This window comes from Variovorax sp. 10L421 (assembly GCF_056395365.1).
Map to the genome: position 1 here is coordinate 42,576 of NZ_JBFTJJ010000025.1, position 16,790 is coordinate 59,365.

Genomic DNA, 16,790 nt, shown 5'->3' on the forward strand with positions numbered 1-16,790 from the left:
CATGTCATGCGGTCGCAGACGGACGATCACGGACCGGGCTTCCTCATACTTTCTTTGTAGAGATAAAGACATGAATGTATTATTCGCTACATGACTCCGTCTGATGCTACCGCCGACACCCGCGAATGGTTATTGCTGATCGTTTCGTTGCCCACCCAGGGCGCCACGGCGCGCATGCGCATCTGGCGAGCCCTCAAAGCCATGGGGTGCGCAGCCTTGCGCGACGGCGCTTATCTGCTGCCGGGCACCTCGATGCACCGGGACGCCCTGCAGGAACTGGCCGATGAATGCACGCGCGAAGGCGGCAGCGCCTGGCTCATGGCGATCGCACCGGCGAATCCGGCCGATGCTGGTGCCTACCCGCAGCTCTTCGACCGCAGCGCGGACTACGCGACATTGACCAAGCTCTGGAAAGAGACCGCGGCAACCCTGTCGTCGCTGGGCGTCGCAGAACTCACGCGCCTGCAGAAGAAGCTGCGCCGCGACTACGAAGCGCTCCTTGCAACCGACTTCTTCCCTGGTGAAGCGAGCCTCGAAGCCGAAGCGGCCTGGACAGATTTCAACCAGCGGGTCGATCGCGTGCTCTCGCCCGACGAGCCGCACGAATCAGAAGGACAGATCCCGCGCCTGGACATCGCGGACTACCAGGGCCGTGTGTGGGCGACGCGTCGGCGCCTGTGGGTCGATCGGGTGGCCAGCGCCTGGTTGATTCGCCGCTTCATCGATCCGGGCGCGCAGTTCGTCTGGCTCGCCAAGACGAGCGACTGCCCGCGCAAGGCGCTGGGCTTCGACTTCGACGGGGCCGCCTTCACCCACGTCGGGGAACGAGTCACCTTCGAAACCCTGATGGCGAGCTTTGGGCTTGAAGAAGACGCGGCCCTCATGCGCATGGGAGCGATGGTGCGTTCGCTGGACATGGGCGCCAACCCCGTAGCAGAAGGTGCCGGCTTCGAAGCAATTCTCGCCGGCGCACGCGAGCGTCTGCCGCATGACGATGCCTTGCTCACCGAGATCGGTAGCGTGCTGGATTCGCTGTATGCGCACTTCGGGCGCGAAGGCGTGAAGAGGACATCGACATGAACGACATCACCTCGAAAGACATGGCCAGCGCCCCCGCCTCGACGCGCTACACCCTCTGGCAGCTCGTGCGCTACATGCTCGCCCTGGGCACCTGGGGATTCGGCGGTCCGGTGGCGCTCGCGGGCTACATGTACCGGGACCTGGTCGAGCGGCGCGGGTGGATTTCGGAGAGCGACTACAAGGAAGGACTGGCACTGGCTCAGCTGATGCCGGGCCCGCTGGCGGCGCAGCTTGCCATCTACCTGGGCTACGTCCATCACCGAGTGATTGGCGCAACGGTTGCCGGCCTGGCCTTCGTGCTGCCTTCGTTCTTCATGGTCGTTGCCCTGGGTGCCGCATATGTCGCCTACGGCGGTATCGGCTGGATGCAGGCGGTTTTCTACGGTGTTGGCGCAGCGGTGATCGGCATCATTGCGATGAGCGCCTACAAGCTCACGACCAAGAACATCGGCAAGGACAAGCTGCTGTGGGCGATCTTCCTGCTCAGCGCGGCAGTCACGGTGATCACGAAGTCCGAGGTCGTCTGGGTGTTTCTCGGCGCTGGCGTGCTGGTGTGGCTGTGGCGCGCGCCGCCGAAGTTCGGCCGCAACCTCAACAGCTTCGCAGCGCCCATCGCGGCCTGGTTCGCACTCGACACGATCGACTGGCACAAGCTGGGGCAGATCGGCGCGTACTTCGCCTACGCCGGCACCTTCGTCTTCGGCAGCGGACTGGCAATCGTGCCGTTCCTCTATGGCGGGGTCGTGAAGGAGTACGCCTGGCTGACCGATCGCCAGTTCGTCGATGCGGTCGCGGTGGCGATGATCACGCCCGGCCCGGTGGTCATCACCACGGGCTTCATCGGGTACCTGGTCGGCGGCTTCTGGGGTGCGGTGGTGGCGGCCATCGCGACTTTCGTTCCCTGCTATCTGTTCACGGTCCTGCCGGCGCCGTATTTCAAGAAGTACGGCAAGCGGCCCGCCATCGTCGCGTTTGTCGATGGCGTGACGGCCGCGGCCATCGGCGCGATCACGGGGGCCGTGATCGTCATCGGGCAACGCTCGATCACCGACTGGGTCTCCGCGGCGCTGGCTCTCGTCACGATGGCGGTGCTGTGGCGCTTCAAGAAGTTTCCCGAGCCGGTCATCGTGCTGATCGCTGCGCTGGCCGGACTCGTTCTGTATCCCTTGCTCGGTCACCACTGATTCGTCCACGCCTGCAGGAGGTCTCGCATGAAATGGGTTACCCGTGAACATCCGAAGATCGATCGCATCGCCTGCCCGTGGCTGATCGCGCGCTTCATCGACGACGAGACCGAGTTCCTCTACGTGCCCAACGACCAGGTGCGCAAGGTCGCGGACGAGACCGGTGCCGTGCCCTACGACGTTCCCGGCGTCGAGATGACCCATGTGGGCGAGCTCTGCAGCTTCGACGCGTTCCTCAAGAAGCATCGGCTCGATGACCCGGCATTGCAGCACCTGGCCGTCATCGTGCGGGGTGCCGACACCTCACGCCTGGACCTGACGCCCGAGTCGGCCGGGCTCTACGCCATTTCGCAAGGACTGTCCCGGAACTTTGCGAACGATCACGAGATGCTGCGGCACGGTCTCGTGATGTACGACGCTCTGTATGCCTGGTGCCAGTCGCGCCAGGCCCAGGCGAAAACGTGACCGACGGCTAGCAACCACCCTTGAGCATGCGCTCCGAAGCGAGGACCAGATGAACCACGAATCGAACCCCACGCGCAGAGACTTCGTCGCAACTGCAGCAGCAGGCGCTGGATCTCTTGCGCTGTCCACCGCCGCCTCGGCTGCAACCGATCCTTCGAAGGAGACCCCCATGACCAGCGCACCAGCCTTCCAGAGCAGCGGCACCCTCAAGCCCTTGCCGTTCGACCCCACCAAGCTCAACAGCATGTCGGAGCGGCTGATCCGCTCGCACTGGGAGAACAACTATGGCGGCTCGGTGAAAGCACTGGCCGTGGTGAAGAAGCGCCTGGGCGAAGCGCTGGCCGACAAGGAACTGCCGCCTTATGTCTACAACGATCTCAAGCGCGAGCATCTGCTGCGCACCGGCTCGGTCGTGCTGCATGAGCAGTACTTCGACAACCTCGGCGGCAGCGGCCAGGCCGGCGCGAGCGAGCGTCAGGTGATTGCAAAATCATTCGGCAGCTTCGATGTCTGGGAGACGGAGTTCCGCCGCATCGCCGCAGGCCTGAGTGGTGGATCAGGCTGGGTGGTGCTGGGCTTCAACCAGCACACGCGGCAGCTCGAGAACTACTGGATGGCAGACCACGCGCACGGGCCAGCAGCCACCACGCCGATCCTGGCGATGGACATGTACGAGCACGCCTACCAGATGGACTTTGGTGCTGCGGCCGCAAAGTACATCGACGCCTTTTTCCAAAACGTCCAGTGGGAGAAGGTTGCAGAGCGACTCGCGGTCAGCGGCGCGACGAAGGCGTGAGGCGATCGTGAAGCGAAGCTTCTTGCTCGCTGCGACTCTCCTCGCAGCGGGAGCTCCTCTCGCGCAGACTCTGCGCTTCGATACAACGTGGCGCGGGCCAATGCGCTGGAGAACAATGTCTCGCTGTACTGGACCGAAGGCGGTGCGCGGAAAATGCTGAAGTATGGCGACGTGCCAGTGCCCGCAGGCGCGTGGCATACGTTGCGTGTGGAGTTCAAGGGGACCCGCATCTTGGTGTTGCTCGATGGCAAAACGGCCATTGACGTCGAGGACACCCACATCGCAGGTCCCGACGCGGTGGGTGTATGGACCAAGGCTGACAGCGTCACCGCTTTCGACGACTTCAGTTTTGGGACGGCCCCGAAGCCCTGATGGTCTGACAAAGGGTCGTATACGGACGGTACCTATCGGGTTGCAGTCGCGTCGGGTCCGCTTGGTTGCCTGCCACCCCCCAGTGCCTTGAAGGCTGTGACCGCGGCGCGCACCGATTCGGTTTGCGCCTGGGCTCTTGCATCGGAATCGCGCAGCAGGTTCTCGTCTGCCTGCAGCACTTCAATGAAGCTGACGACGATCGACGAAATCGCCGCGAAGGTCGGGCTGTCGCGCGCGCACTTTTTCGCGCTGTTCCGCGACCAGTTACACACGACACCGCAGGTGTTCTGGAGCGGCGTGCGCGTCGAAGAAGCGATGCGCAGGGACAGCGATGGCGGGAAGCTGACCGACCTCGCACTCGACCTGAGTTTTCGGCTCCGGGGAATTTCTCGCGTTTCTTCAAAGAGCGCACGGGAATTTCCCATTCAATCTTCAAGCGAGCCACCCGTGCACCGTCGCCCGTCACTGTCACGGGAATACCGCAAGAAGGTCAGCCCATTCGACAAGCTCATCAATGCGGCTTCTATCGCGCGCTAGCCACGATCGCAATCCCCCGAATCTGCCCTGCCCCCGGCGCACGCTCCGGCTTCGCATAGTGCGCCGGCGCAAACCGGTGCAGCAGTTCCGCCTCCTGCACTTTCGCGGCTTCGAGGTTCGCGAGCTTGACGTGGCCGAAGCCGCGAATCGACAGCGGCAGTGCCGCGATGCGCGCGGCCGTTGCCTGGTTGCCGGCCGAGAGTTCGCCGGCCATCGCATCGAACAGCCCGTCGAAATGCGCGATCAGCTCGCGCTCCGTCCGCCGTTCGCCGGTGCGGCCGAAGGGATCGAACGCCGTGCCCCGCAACCGCTTGCCATGCGCCAGCCAGCGCATGGCGGGCAGCATCCAGCCACCGATGCGGATCTTGGCGGGCGCATGCCCGTTCGCGGCACGCGAGACCAGCGGGGGCGCCATGTGGAATTCGAGCTTCAGGTCGCCTTCGAACTGCTCCGACAGCTTCTTCACGAACTCTCCGTCGGCGTAGAGCCGAGCCACCTCGTACTCGTCCTTGTAGCTCATGAGCTTGAGCAGGCTGCGCGCCGCGTTGCGCGTGAAAGGCAGGCTCGCATCGCCCCCCGCCAGCGCAGCTTCGCGTGCACGCAGGCTGCGGATGCGCGCTTCGAAACGGTCTGCCCATGCGGCGTTCTGGTAGCCCGTCAGGTGGCGGCGTGCATCGGCGATCAGCACGTCGAGCGGGCGCTCGTCGGCCTGCGAAGCGTGTGCGTCCGTAGGCGCTGCGCGCAACTGATCGAGCGCCGCAGGGTCGCCCGCCGCAAGCCGCCCCAGCGAGAACGCCGACTGATTGGCCGCCACGGCCACGCCGTTCAGCTCGATCGCATGCATCAGCGCCTCCAGGCTCAGCGGCACCAGGCCGCGCTGCCATGCATAGCCCGCCGCCACGATGTTCGCCGCCAGCGTATCGCCGAGGAATTCTTCCGCGAGGCTTTGCGCGTCGAAGGTCTCGACCTGCTCCTCTCCGGCGACGAAGCGCATCTTCTCCAGCAGCAGGTCCACGTGCAGATCGGCATCGGGGTTGCGCAGCGACTCGGCCACCGGAATCTCGTGGATGTTCGCAAGCACGCGCGTGCGTCCGTGCCGCACGGTCTGCAGCGCATCGGCCGACGCACTCACCACCACGTCGCAGGCGAGGATCGCGTCGGCCTGCTGCGTGTCGATGCGCACCTGGTGCAGCCGCTCGCGCGAATCGGCCAGCCGCACGAAGCTCAGCACCGAGCCGCCCTTCTGCGCGAAGCCCATGAAGTCGAGCACGCTCGCGGCCTTGCCTTCGAGGTGCGCGGCCATCGCGATCACCGAGCCGACGGTCACCACGCCGGTGCCGCCCACGCCGGTCACGAGCAGGTCGTAGGGCGCGGTCCACACGTGCGCATCAGGGTGCGGTAGTGCGGCCACGCGATGCAGGAAGGCGTCGCGCCCGGCGGCCAGCGCGCCGCTCTTGCGGCGCAGCTTGCCGCCCGTCACGCCCACGAAGCTGGGGCAGAAGCCCTTGGCGCAGGAATAGTCCTTGTTGCAGCTGGTCTGGTCGATCTTGCGCTTGCGGCCCATCGGCGTTTCGTGCGGCAGCACGGCCACGCAGTTGCTCTGCACGGCGCAGTCGCCGCAGCCTTCGCACACGGCTTCGTTGATGAACAGGCGCTTGGGTGGATCGGCGAGCTCGCCCTTCTTGCGGCGGCGGCGCTTCTCGGCCGCGCAGGTCTGTTCGTAGATGAGCACGGTCACGCCGGCCATTTCGCGCAGCCGGCGCTGCACGTCGTCGAGCGCGGCACGGTCGTGGAACTCGGTGCCTTTCGGAAAGCGGTCCTTGATGTCGTCGTACTTGCCGATGGCGTCGCTGACAACGACGACCTTGCTCACGCCTTCGGATTCGACCTGCCGCGCAATGGCGTCCACGCTGATCGCGCCGTCGACAGGCTGGCCACCGGTCATCGCCACCGCGTCGTTGAACAGGATCTTGTAGGTGAGCGTCGCCTTGGCCGCCACGGCCTGCCGGATCGCGAGATAGCCCGAGTGGTAGTAAGTGCCGTCGCCCAGGTTCTGGAACACGTGAGGCGTCTTCGTGAACATCGCGTGCGAGATCCAGTCGACGCCCTCCCCGCCCATCTGGATCAGCCCCGCCGTACTGCGGTCCATCCAGTTGGCCATGAAGTGGCAGCCGATGCCGGCGCGCGCGGTCGAGCCTTCGGGGACCTTGGTGCTGGTGTTGTGCGGGCAGCCGGCGCAGAAGTACGGCACACGTTTGACGGCGTCGCTCGCGTTGCCAAGCAGCTCGGGCGGCGTGAAGTCGCGCACGTGCTGCAGGTGGTCGCCCAGGTCGTGGTTGTCGGGGAAGTGCACGGCCAGCCAGTGCGCGACCAGTTCGATGAGCCGCGAGGGGCGCAGCTCGCCGAGCGCCGACACCAGCGGCTGGCCCTCGCGGTCGTGCTTGCCCACGAGCACGGGCCGGGCATCCGCAGGCGCGTTGTAGAAGATGTCGCGCAGCTGCGTCTCGACGACCGCGCCCTTCTCCTCGACGATGAGGATTTCGTCGAGCCCTTGCGCAAAGGCCTTGATGCGCGTCTGCTCGACGGGAAAGCTCAGGCCGATCTTGTAGAGCCGCACACCGGCGCGGGCCAGTTGCTCCGGCGAGAGTTCGAGCCGGCGCAGCACTTCCATCAGATCGTGGTGCGCCTTGCCGCATGTGACGATGCCCACCTTCGCGCGCTCGCTCACGATCACGTGGCGGTCGATGCTGTTGCGCCGCGTGAAGGCGGCCACGGCCGCGAGCTTGTCTTCGAGCCGCGACTCGATGCGCAGCGAAGGCAGGTCGGGCCAGCGGTAGTGCAGGCCGTCCGCTGGCGCGCGATGGCCGGTGGCAGCGCGCACGGTGTCGGCGTCTTCCCAGGCCTCGACGCGCGCGTTGACCACGTCCAGGTCCACGGTGCCTGCGCTTTCGACCACCTCCGACAACGCCGCCATGCCGACCCAGGCGCCCGAGTAGCGCGACAGCTCGTAGCCGTACAGCCCGAACTCCAGGTACTCGGCGATGCACGAGGGCTGCATCACCGGCATCCGCCAGGCCATGAAGGCGTGGTCGCTCTGGTGCGGCATCGACGACGACACGCAGCCGTGGTCGTCGCCCGCCACCACCAGCACGCCGCCATGCGGCGACGAACCGTACGCGTTGCCGTGCTTGAGCGCGTCGCCCGCGCGGTCAACGCCCGGCCCCTTGCCGTACCACATGGCGAACACGCCTTCGACGGTGCGCTCGGGGTCGGATTCGACGCGCTGCGTGCCCAGCACCTGCGTGGCCGCCAGCTCCTCATTGACGGCCGGCACGAAGCGGATGCCTGTTTCCTTGAACCGTTCGCCGGCCTTCCAGATCGCCAGGTCGACCATGCCCAGCGGCGAGCCGCGGTAGCCGCTGACGAAGCCCTGTGTGTGCAGGCCGCGCTGCGCATCGCGCCGGCCCTGCATCACCAGCACGCGGATCAGTGCCTGCGTGCCGGTGAGGAAGACCGAGCCCGAAGGGGCCCAGAGGTTGTCGGAAAGCTGGTAGCCGGGCCGCCTGAGTGCGGTCGCGTTGTGTGGGGCGTTCATGCCCGGAATTGTTCTGCGGCGCCCCGCGGAAGTGCTTCTTCAATACACTGGCGCCAACCCTTGTTTGAAGAATAATCTTCTCGGAGTTCGCCATGAACGTCGATTCTCTTTCTCTTGACGAGCATTGCCTCAAGATTCTTTCTGCACTGCAGCATGACGGCCGCCAGACGGTGCAGCAGATTTCCGAGGCCGTGGGCCTGTCGCCCACGCCCTGCTGGAAGCGCATCAAGGACATGGAGGCGGCCGGCGTCATCCGCGGCTACACGGCGCTGGTCGATCCCGAACTGGTGGGCCTGCACGTGTCGGCCGTGGCCGAGGTGAACCTCGACCGCCACAGCGAGGCGATGGTGCAGCGCTTCGAGGAGGCGGTGGCCGCGAGCCCGCAGATCATCCGCTGCGTGTCGGCGACGGGGCCCGCGGACTACATCCTGAACGTGACCGTGCCGGACATGAAGCACTACGAGCGCTTCCTGCACGAGGTGCTGTTCAGCCTGCCCGGCGTGACGCACGTGCGCTCGAGCATCGTGCTGCGCGAGATCAAATCGGAGACGGCGCTGCCGCTCGACCACCTGCTGCCTGGCAAGGCACGCGCCGCTGGGTCGCGGCGAAGCTAGGACTGCATGAACGGCTTGACGCAGCCCGGCGGGGAAGGCTACGCCATCTTCCCCGCGTCATGAGCCTGGCAGTAGGCCCTCCAGTCGTTCTCGACTTGCGCTGCGCACTGGTGCGCAGCGTCCAGCAGGTCGCGGCGCCACGACCTGGCCGAGGTGCCGAAGTCGATCAGCTCGTCTGCGATGGCCGAGCCCTGGCGCCCCGAACTGCGCAGGTGCGCCCAGGCCATGAGTTGCCCCATCTCTTCGATCACGCCGCTGACCTGGCCCAGTCCGGTGCGGCGCACGTCGAGGCTCACCCGGTCCTCGCTGGGCTGCAGGTCGCGCAGCACGTAGGAAGACTTGCCATCGACGATCGGATGCAGGAAGGCCATCGACACAGCCTGCATGCGGCGTTGGATTGCCACCACGCGGTGCGCCTGCGACGGCCATGCGGGCTGCCTGATCTTCAGGTGCGGCACGAGCGACGACGACGTTGCCTGCTTCAGGTCGAGCAGGTAGTTGCCGTCGGGCGAGCCCTTGCCTTCGACCAGGACGACGTAGCGCTCCATTCCCAGGCTGCCGGTGCCGGCGATGCGCCGCGCCACGTCGAGCACCCTGAAGAAGCCCGGGTTGTCCTGCGATGCCGCAAATGCGTCGATCAGCCTGGCCGCTCGCTCGCGCCCGGCCCTGTCGGCCCGCAGCGCGTGCTCGCCGTCGCGGCGAATGCGCCGGCCGCCGTTCTTGCGTTCGGTGCGCTTGTCGAGAAAGGCGGCGCGCGTGCGGGCCTTGAGCGTCGCGAGCAGTTCATGAACGAGGCCGCTGGCGGTGTCGCGCTCCACCCAGCGGGCTTTGCCGAGCGCCAATGCACCGGCGTAGCCTTCGAGAAACACCTTGCACAGCGCGTTCGAATCGTCGGGCGTTGCGCGCAGGCTGCCGCCGGCCACCAGGATGCTCGACAGGAAGCGCACCAGCTCCCACGTCACGGGCGCCAAGGCGGCCTCGTCGAAGTCGTTGAGATCGAAATAGGCGAGCCGGTTGTCGCCCTTGTAGCTGCCGAAGTTCTCCAGATGGGCATCGCCGCACAGCCAGGCCGCCGGCGCCTTGGTGAACAGCGTATCGGCCGGCAGGCGGTCGTAGAAAAGGTGGCAGGTGCCGCGCAGGAAGACGAAGGGGTTGGCGCGCAGGTTGGCGTACTTCATCACCAGGCGCTCGGGATCGCGCCCGGCGTTGAAGCTGCGGATGGTCTTGGCGACGTTCAGCATGGCGTTGTTCGTTTCCCGCTTGAATGAGCGGCAGATTCTCGGCCAACGCGTGCCGATACCCGGCTTTGCTTGCCGGGCGCGCTTTTTTTCAGGGCATGTCGGGCCCGCCCATGCCGAGCGAGCGCAGCACGGCCGCCGTGCGCGTCTCGACGCCCAGCTTCACGTAGACGTGCTCCAGGTGCTTGTGCACGGTGCGCGGGCTGATCGCGAGCAGGGCGGCGATCTCGGCGTCGGTCTTGCCGCGCGAGAGCCAGTGCATGACCTCGCCCTCGCGGGGCGTGAGGCCGGGGGGCGGTGCGTTCATGGCCGGCGCATCGGGCAACGGCGCCTCGGTGCGGCGGGCCAGCCGGTAAAGCAAGGCCACCGCCACCGCATGCTCCAGCCCCACGCGCCGGTAGTAGTCGGCCTGCAGTTCGGCTTGGCGAAATTCGCGCCGGCCCGGTGCCTTGGCGACGTGCAGGGTCGTGCGCAAGCCATTGCTGGCGGCCTCGCGATGCCGCACGGGCGAATGCCCGGACTCGAGCTGCTCCAGCAGGCGAAGTGCGCTTGCGCAATCGTTGCGCGTCAGGTGCGTCATGGCATGCCCCTTTCACGGCACATACGCATTGCTGCGTATGGCGCCTGCATGCATCGAGACGCAGGATGCTCGCAGGCCCTTGCCGCCGATTCAGTATAGGCAGGCAAGCGCCGCGTATGCCGCCGGCCGGCGAAGGGGATACACATGGCTATCGACGAAACACGGCTTAACGCGTTCATGGGTAACTTCGTCCACGACATCGGTGCCGTGATGCACGCGGCCACCATCGTCGTCGGCGACCAGTTGGGCCTGTACAAGGCGCTGGCCGAAGGCCCCGCCACCGCCGAGGCACTGGCCCGCCGCACCGAGACCGACCCGCGCTACCTGCGCGAATGGCTCTCGGCCCAGGCCGCCAGCGGCTATGTGCAGTACGAACCGAAGGGCGAGTTGTTCTCGCTGTCCGAGGAGCAGGCCTTCGCGCTCGCGGAGGAAGGCAGCCCCGCCTTCGTGCCCGGCGCCTTCCAGATCGCAGTGGCGCAGTTCAAGGCCATTCCCAAGATGGTCCAGGCCATGCGCACGGGCCTGGGCATCGGCTGGCACGAGCATGACCCCGCCCTCTTCAACGGCACCGAGCGTTTCTTCCGGCCCGGCTATGCGGCCAACCTCGTGAGCCAGTGGATTCCGGCGCTCGAAGGTGTCGGTCCGCTGCTGGAGCGCGGCGCGCGCGTGGCCGATGTGGGCTGTGGGCACGGCGCCTCGACGCTGCTGATGGCACAGGCCTATCCGGAGTCCAGCTTCGTCGGCTTCGACTACCACGCGCCTTCGATCGAACGCGCGCGCGAAACGGCGCGCAAGGCCGGCATCGACGATGCGAAGCGCCTGCGCTTCGAGGTCGCGAGCGCGAAGGACTTTCCCGGCGAAGACTACGACCTGGTGGCGTTCTTCGACTGCCTGCACGACATGGGCGATCCCGTCGGCGCAGCGGCTCACGTGCGGCGAAGCCTCAAGCCGCAGGGTACGTGGATGCTCGTGGAGCCGTTCGCCAACGACCGGCTGGAGGACAACATCAACCCCGTGGGGCGCGTGTTCTATTCGGCGTCGAACTTCATCTGCACGCCGGCCTCGCGCTCGCAGGAGGTGGGCCTTTGCCTCGGTGCGCAGGCGGGCGAGGCGCGCCTTCGCGACGTCGTCACGCAGGGCGGATTCACGCATTTCCGCCGCGCCAGCGAGACGCCCTTCAACCTGATTTTCGAAGCACGTCCGTGAGGACATTCCAGGAGCTGCCATGTCACGCCAATACATCGACTGCCGCGAGTATCCGAGCACGATGAACTGCAGTGTCGCGCTGTCCGCAGACAGCGAGAGCGAACTGCTCGATGCCGCCGTCCAACACGCCGTGGCCGTCCACGGCCACACCGACACACCCGAATTGCGCAAGCAACTGGCGAGCATGTTCAAGACCGGCACGCCGCCGGTGCAGGCGCCCGCACAGAAGGCTCCCGCCTGAGACGATCCTGCGCGGATCCGAGCGCCGTTTCGCACGGCGATGAATACCTTCGGGTGCTTGCAATGAGCACCCGTCGATGAAAACCGAGCAGCCCGCTTGAGTGCTGCGCTGCCCGCCGAGCGCGCTTTCCGAAGTCGCGCTATGGTTTGCTGCCACCACGGCGAACCAGACAAGAAGGCGGGTCCATGATCGATCTCAACATCAACGGCCAGTCCGTTGCCCTCAACGCTCCCGACGACATGCCGCTGCTCTGGGCACTGCGCGACGTCGTCGGCCTCACCGGCACCAAGTTCGGTTGCGGCATCGCGCAGTGCGGCGCCTGCACCGTGCACCTCGACGGCCAGCCCGTGCGTTCATGCGTGCTGCCGATCGGCACCATCGGCAAGAAGGCCGTCACCACCATCGAAGCCGTTTCGCAGACACCGGCCGGCAAGAGCATCCAGAAGGCCTGGCTCGACGTCGACGTGGTGCAGTGCGGCTATTGCCAGTCGGGGCAGATCATGTCCGCGGCCGCGCTGCTGCAGCGCACACCCAACCCGAGCGACGCCGACATCGACATGGCCATGTCGGGCAACATCTGCCGATGCTGCACCTACTCGCGCATCCGCGCGGCCATCAAGCAGGCCGCCACCGGCAAGGCCGAAGTGCTGCAGTCGGTCGTCGCGATGCCTGTCAGGAGCGCATCGTGAAGCCGGCCGCCGTGGGTGCCGTGGGTATCAGCCGGCGCGGCGCACTGCAGGCCGGCGGCCTGGCGCTGGCCTTCACCTGGGTCGGCGGCAGCAAGGCCTTTGCCGCCATCAGCCCGCGGCAGCAGCCCGCCGACGCGGCCGCTGCGCTGGTGGATGGCAACCCCGCCTTCGCACCGAACGCTTTCATTCGCATCGACGCCGATGGTGGCGTGCGCCTCGTGATGCCGATGGCCGAGATGGGCCAGGCCATCTACACCGGCTCGGCGATGCTGCTGGCCGAGGAACTCGGCGTCGAGCTCGACCAGGTGCGCGTGGAGCATTCGCCGCCGAACGAGGCGCTGTACGGCATGCCGCTGCTCGGCGGCCAGATCACCGGCGGCTCGACCAGCACGCGCGGCACCTACGGCGTGCTGCGCGAGGCCGGCGCGGTGGCGCGCACGCTGCTGGTGAGCGCTGCCGCCGCGCAGTGGAAGGTCGATGCTGCGAGCTGCACGGTCGCGCGCGGCGTGGTGAGCCACGCGCCGTCCAACCGGCAACTCGGCTTCGGCGCGCTCGCCGGTGCGGCCGCCAAGCTGCCGATGCCTGCCAAGGTGGCGCTGAAGGAACCGAAGGATTTCAAGCTCATCGGCCAGCCGCTGCGGCGCGTCGATTCGGCCGGCAAGGTCGACGGCAGCACGCAGTTCGGCATCGACGTGCGCCTGCCGGGCATGAAAGTGGCGACGGTCAAGGCCTGCCCCACGCTCGGCGGCGTGCTGGCCTCGGTGGACGACAAGGCGGCGCGTGCGATTCCCGGCGTGATCGACGTGCTCCGCATCAAGGACGCGGTTGCGGTGGTGGGCGAGCATTTCTGGGCTGCGAAGCGGGGTCTCGATGCATTGAACGTGCAGTGGACGCCGGGGCAGAACGCCGCGCTCACCACGCAGCAGCTGCGCGCGGCACTGGCCGGTGCGCTGGCGAAGGACAAGGCGATCGTCGGCAAGGAAACCGGCAAGCGGCCCGAGGGCACGCTGGTGCAGGCGACCTACGACCTGCCGATGCTGGCCCACGCGACGATGGAGCCGCTCAACACCACAGTGCACGTGCGGCCCGGCGAGTGCGAGATCTGGGTCGGCACGCAGGTGCCAACGCGCTGCGTGAGCGCCGCGGCCAAGGTCGCCGGCCTTGCGGAAGACAAGGTCGTTCTGCACAACCAGTACCTGGGCGGCGGCTTCGGCCGGCGGCTCGAGACCGATTCGGTCGAGCAGGCCGTGGCCCTCGCCAAGCAGGTGCCCTACCCGCTCAAGGTGGTGTGGACGCGCGAGGAAGACATCCGCCACGACATCGTGCGGCCGATGTACCACGACGACATCTCGGCCGTGGTCGACGGCGAGGGCCGGATCCTCTGGTTCGGCGACCGCATTGCGGGCGGCACGGTGCTGGGCCGATGGGCTCCGGCCTTCATGGGCAAGGACGGCATGGACAGCGACCTGATCGAATGCGTGGCCGAGCCCTGCTACGACCTGCCGAACCTCAAGGTCGAGTGGGTGCGGCACGACATGCCGCCCGGCTTGAACGTCGGCTGGTGGCGCGGCGTGGGGCCGACGCACAACCTCTTCGTGATGGAGAGCTTCATCGACGAGCTGGCGCAGCGCGCGAAGAAGGACCCGGTGGCCTACCGGCGCGCGATGCTGAAGAAGAACCCGCGCACGCTGGCGGTGCTCGACCTGGCCGCCGACAAGATCGGCTGGGGCAAGGGCACGCTGCCGGCCCGCGTCGGGCGCGGCGTGGCCGTGGGCGATGCCTTCGGCAGCCGCGTGTGCGCCATCGTCGAGGTCGAGGTCACGCCGCAGGGCGAGGTGCGCATGCGGCGCGCGGTGGTCGGGCTCGACTGCGGCATTGCCGTGAACGCGAGCTCCATCGAGGCGCAGATCCAGGGCGGCCTGCTGTTCGGCCTGAGCGCCGCGCTCTTCAGCGAGATCACGCTGCGCGAAGGCACCATCGAGCAGAGCAACTTCCACGACTACCGGATGCTGCGCATCAACGAGGCGCCGCCGGTCGAGGTCCATACCGTCAAGAGCGGCGAGGCGCCCGGCGGGCTCGGCGAGGTCGGCACCGCCATTGCGGCGCCCGCACTCGCCAACGCGATCTTCGCGGCCACGGGCGTGCGGCTGCGCGCGCTGCCGGTGAACCGTGCACTGCTGGCGCAGGACAAGGAGGCGCTGAAGAAAAAGATCGCCGATGCCGGGCACGGCGCAAGGAGCGCAGCATGAAGCGGCTCCTCAAGGTGCTGGTGGTGCTGTTCGTCGTTGGCGCGGCGCTGTATTTCTTCCTGAACCGTACCGACGGCTCCGAGGGCGAGGCGCCGGTGCTGGCCGGTGCGCCGGCTGATGCGGCGCTGCTGGTGCGCGGCGAATACCTCACCAAGGCCGCCGACTGCATCGCCTGCCACACGGTGCCCGGCAAGGGGCAGCCCTTTGCGGGCGGCCTGCCCTTCGTGCTGCCCTTCGGCACGATCTACTCGTCGAACATCACCGCGGACCCGACCACGGGCATCGGCAACTGGAGCGACGACCAATTCGTGCGCGCGCTGCACGACGGCGTGGGCGCGGACGGCAAGCGCCTGTACCCGGCGTTCCCGTACACCTCGTACACCGCGCTGAGCCGCAAGGACATCCTCGCGATCAAGGCGTACATCTTCAGCCTGCCCAAGGTGAACCAGCCGAACAGGGAGGCCGACCTGGGATTTCCGTTCAACCAGCGCTGGGCCATGGGCTTCTGGAATGCGGCCTTCTTCAAGAGCACCCGTTTCGAGGCCGATGCGTCCAAGCCGCCAGCGTGGAACCAGGGCAAGTACCTCGCGACAGCGCTCGGCCACTGCGCGGAATGCCATACGCCGCGCAACTTCGCCTTCGCGATGGAAAGGGGCAACGACCTCGCGGGCGAGTCGGTCCAGGGCTGGCGCGCCTACAACATCACGTCAGATGCGAAGAACGGCATCGGCGCATGGAGCGATGCCGAGCTTGCCTCGTACCTCACGACCGGGCATGCCGAGGGCCGAGGCTCCGCTTCGGGGCCCATGGGCGAGGCGGTGGAACACAGCCTGCAATACCTGAAGCCGGAGGACGCCTCGGCGCTCGTGAGCTATCTGCGCACGGTACCGGCGAAGTCGGGCAAGGCGCCGATCGAGGTCGATGCGAAGGCACCGTGGGCCGTTGCGGCGAGCGCAGCGGCACCGGCAGCCAACACGGCCGAAGGCCACGAGCAAGGGCTCAGGCTCTTCGCTGCGGCATGCGCGAGCTGCCATCAGTGGAACGGGCAAGGCCAGCAGACGGCCAACGCATCGCTGCTGGGAACGCGCGGCGTGAACGACCCTGACGGCTCCAACGTCACGCAGATGATCCTGCAGGGCGTGAGGATGCGCGTGCACGACAAGAAGGTCTACATGCCGGCCTTCGGCAAGGCCTACACGGACACCGAAGTCGCGGCGCTCGCCAACTACGTGATCGCGCAATTCGGCAACAAGCAGGGCACGGTCACGCCGGAGTTCGTCGCGAAGCAGCGCACGCAATGACGCCCCCTCCCCCGGGGGCAGCACCGGAGGGGCCGCACCTACACTGCGGCCATGAAAAAAAGAGTCAGGGAAATTCAGTTCTGCCTGCAGCCTGTGGTGGAGCTTAGGCAAGAAGCCGCGTCTTACGCCTACACGGTTCGCGCGCCGCGTTCGAAAGGCGTGATACCGCCCAGCTCGTACCGTGACGGCGATTTCGCCACGCTCGCCGAGTGCCTGGGCGACGTGGCCCGGGCACTCGGTGGCGATTTCAAACGCATCTATGTGCGGCTCGAAGGCCACTGCGTCGGGGAGCGCGATCTTGCGGAATTGCGCCAGGAGCCGGAGCAGGTCGCGGCCGAGTTGAAGGCAAGCTGCGATGCGGCGAGCGGCGCCGCGCAATTCGAGTCCACCCTGCCGGCGCCGGAAGCTCCGACAAGCACTCGCGATTGAGGACCGGATCGGCCGCAACGGCCGAGCAGTGCTGTATCCGGCTCGAAACACCGGTTACTTTTAGACACCGATCATGGGAATTCCGCGGCAGGCGGAGCTCCACCTCTGACGCTTGCGGCCCTCGAGATCGGCCCCAAGAGGCCCGCGCCGCCGCGCCGCGAGCCATGCCGAGCGGTCACGGCACAGGCTGCACGCTCCCACCCACTTCCCATCG

Annotated in this window: 16 protein-coding genes and 1 pseudogene; 13 read left to right on the top strand and 4 right to left on the bottom strand. The window is 67.0% G+C overall.

Features of this window, described 5'->3' with window-relative positions; translation table 11 throughout:
- The first annotated feature begins 90 nt into the window (after positions 1-90).
- The 5 genes from AC1DFC_RS24450 to AC1DFC_RS24470 all read left to right on the top strand — a co-directional run bounded on the left by AC1DFC_RS24450 (position 91) and on the right by AC1DFC_RS24470 (position 3,897).
- Positions 91-1,080 (top strand): chromate resistance protein ChrB domain-containing protein, encoded by a 990-nt coding sequence (locus AC1DFC_RS24450; protein WP_007835561.1) that lies wholly within the window; start codon positions 91-93, stop codon positions 1,078-1,080.
- Positions 1,077-2,264: a chromate transporter gene (locus tag AC1DFC_RS24455; RefSeq protein ID WP_007835562.1), complete on the top strand. Its 1,188-nt coding sequence runs from the start codon at positions 1,077-1,079 to the stop codon at positions 2,262-2,264. Before AC1DFC_RS24450 ends, AC1DFC_RS24455 begins: the two co-directional genes overlap by 4 nt.
- Positions 2,265-2,291: 27 nt before the next feature.
- On the top strand, positions 2,292-2,729 hold the full coding sequence (locus AC1DFC_RS24460) for a chromate resistance protein ChrB domain-containing protein (RefSeq protein ID WP_007835563.1): 438 nt from the start codon (positions 2,292-2,294) through the stop codon (positions 2,727-2,729).
- 169 nt (positions 2,730-2,898) lie between these two features.
- Positions 2,899-3,525: a superoxide dismutase gene (locus AC1DFC_RS24465; RefSeq protein WP_478180153.1), complete on the top strand. Its 627-nt coding sequence runs from the start codon at positions 2,899-2,901 to the stop codon at positions 3,523-3,525.
- A gap of 87 nt (positions 3,526-3,612) precedes the next feature.
- A complete protein-coding gene (locus AC1DFC_RS24470; RefSeq protein WP_007835565.1) occupies positions 3,613-3,897 on the top strand; it encodes a LamG domain-containing protein in 285 nt (94 codons plus the stop codon).
- A gap of 32 nt (positions 3,898-3,929) precedes the next feature.
- Here AC1DFC_RS24470 and AC1DFC_RS24475 read toward each other — a convergent pair.
- Positions 3,930-4,118 (bottom strand): annotated as a pseudogene (locus AC1DFC_RS24475) (TolC family protein); the annotation flags it as partial.
- On the opposite strand from AC1DFC_RS24475, the gene AC1DFC_RS24480 reads away from it, so the two are divergent.
- A complete protein-coding gene (locus AC1DFC_RS24480; RefSeq protein WP_007835566.1) occupies positions 4,081-4,434 on the top strand; it encodes a helix-turn-helix domain-containing protein in 354 nt (117 codons plus the stop codon). The pseudogene AC1DFC_RS24475 and the gene AC1DFC_RS24480 sit on opposite strands and share 38 nt — an antisense overlap.
- On the opposite strand, the gene AC1DFC_RS24485 is transcribed toward AC1DFC_RS24480, so the two are convergent.
- A complete protein-coding gene (locus tag AC1DFC_RS24485) occupies positions 4,421-8,029 on the bottom strand; it encodes an indolepyruvate ferredoxin oxidoreductase family protein (protein WP_478180154.1) in 3,609 nt (1,202 codons plus the stop codon). The genes AC1DFC_RS24480 and AC1DFC_RS24485 overlap by 14 nt on opposite strands.
- 92 nt (positions 8,030-8,121) lie before the next feature.
- On the opposite strand from AC1DFC_RS24485, the gene AC1DFC_RS24490 reads away from it, so the two are divergent.
- Positions 8,122-8,643 carry an Lrp/AsnC family transcriptional regulator gene (locus tag AC1DFC_RS24490; RefSeq protein WP_007835568.1) on the top strand — a complete coding sequence of 174 codons (522 nt, stop codon included), beginning with the start codon at positions 8,122-8,124 and terminating at the stop codon, positions 8,641-8,643.
- 38 nt (positions 8,644-8,681) lie between these two features.
- On the opposite strand, the gene AC1DFC_RS24495 is transcribed toward AC1DFC_RS24490, so the two are convergent.
- Positions 8,682-9,884, bottom strand: a complete 1,203-nt coding sequence (locus tag AC1DFC_RS24495) for a DUF2252 domain-containing protein (RefSeq protein WP_478180155.1) — start codon at positions 9,882-9,884, stop codon at positions 8,682-8,684.
- 88 nt (positions 9,885-9,972) lie between these two features.
- The gene (locus tag AC1DFC_RS24500; RefSeq protein ID WP_478180156.1) at positions 9,973-10,461 is read right to left on the bottom strand and encodes a helix-turn-helix transcriptional regulator; all 489 of its coding nucleotides are present in this window, start codon (positions 10,459-10,461) and stop codon (positions 9,973-9,975) included.
- A 144-nt stretch (positions 10,462-10,605) separates the two neighbouring features.
- Between AC1DFC_RS24500 and AC1DFC_RS24505 the strand changes: the two genes are divergently transcribed.
- The 6 genes from AC1DFC_RS24505 (at position 10,606) to AC1DFC_RS24530 (ending at position 16,576) form a co-directional block, all read left to right on the top strand.
- Complete coding sequence (locus AC1DFC_RS24505; RefSeq protein WP_007835571.1) at positions 10,606-11,667, top strand: class I SAM-dependent methyltransferase; 1,062 nt, start codon at positions 10,606-10,608, stop codon at positions 11,665-11,667.
- Positions 11,668-11,686: 19 nt separating this feature from the next.
- Positions 11,687-11,908 carry a DUF1059 domain-containing protein gene (locus tag AC1DFC_RS24510; protein ID WP_007835573.1) on the top strand — a complete coding sequence of 74 codons (222 nt, stop codon included), beginning with the start codon at positions 11,687-11,689 and terminating at the stop codon, positions 11,906-11,908.
- Between the two features lie 185 nt (positions 11,909-12,093).
- Positions 12,094-12,597: a (2Fe-2S)-binding protein gene (locus AC1DFC_RS24515; RefSeq protein WP_413315804.1), complete on the top strand. Its 504-nt coding sequence runs from the start codon at positions 12,094-12,096 to the stop codon at positions 12,595-12,597.
- Positions 12,594-14,846, top strand: a complete 2,253-nt coding sequence (locus tag AC1DFC_RS24520; RefSeq protein WP_413334584.1) for a xanthine dehydrogenase family protein molybdopterin-binding subunit — start codon at positions 12,594-12,596, stop codon at positions 14,844-14,846. Before AC1DFC_RS24515 ends, AC1DFC_RS24520 begins: the two co-directional genes overlap by 4 nt.
- On the top strand, positions 14,843-16,147 hold the full coding sequence (locus tag AC1DFC_RS24525) for a c-type cytochrome (protein WP_413334582.1): 1,305 nt from the start codon (positions 14,843-14,845) through the stop codon (positions 16,145-16,147). Before AC1DFC_RS24520 ends, AC1DFC_RS24525 begins: the two co-directional genes overlap by 4 nt.
- Before the next feature lie 51 nt (positions 16,148-16,198).
- Entirely contained in the window at positions 16,199-16,576 is a 378-nt protein-coding gene (locus AC1DFC_RS24530; protein ID WP_413334580.1) for a hypothetical protein, read from the top strand.
- Positions 16,577-16,790: the final 214 nt, after the last annotated feature.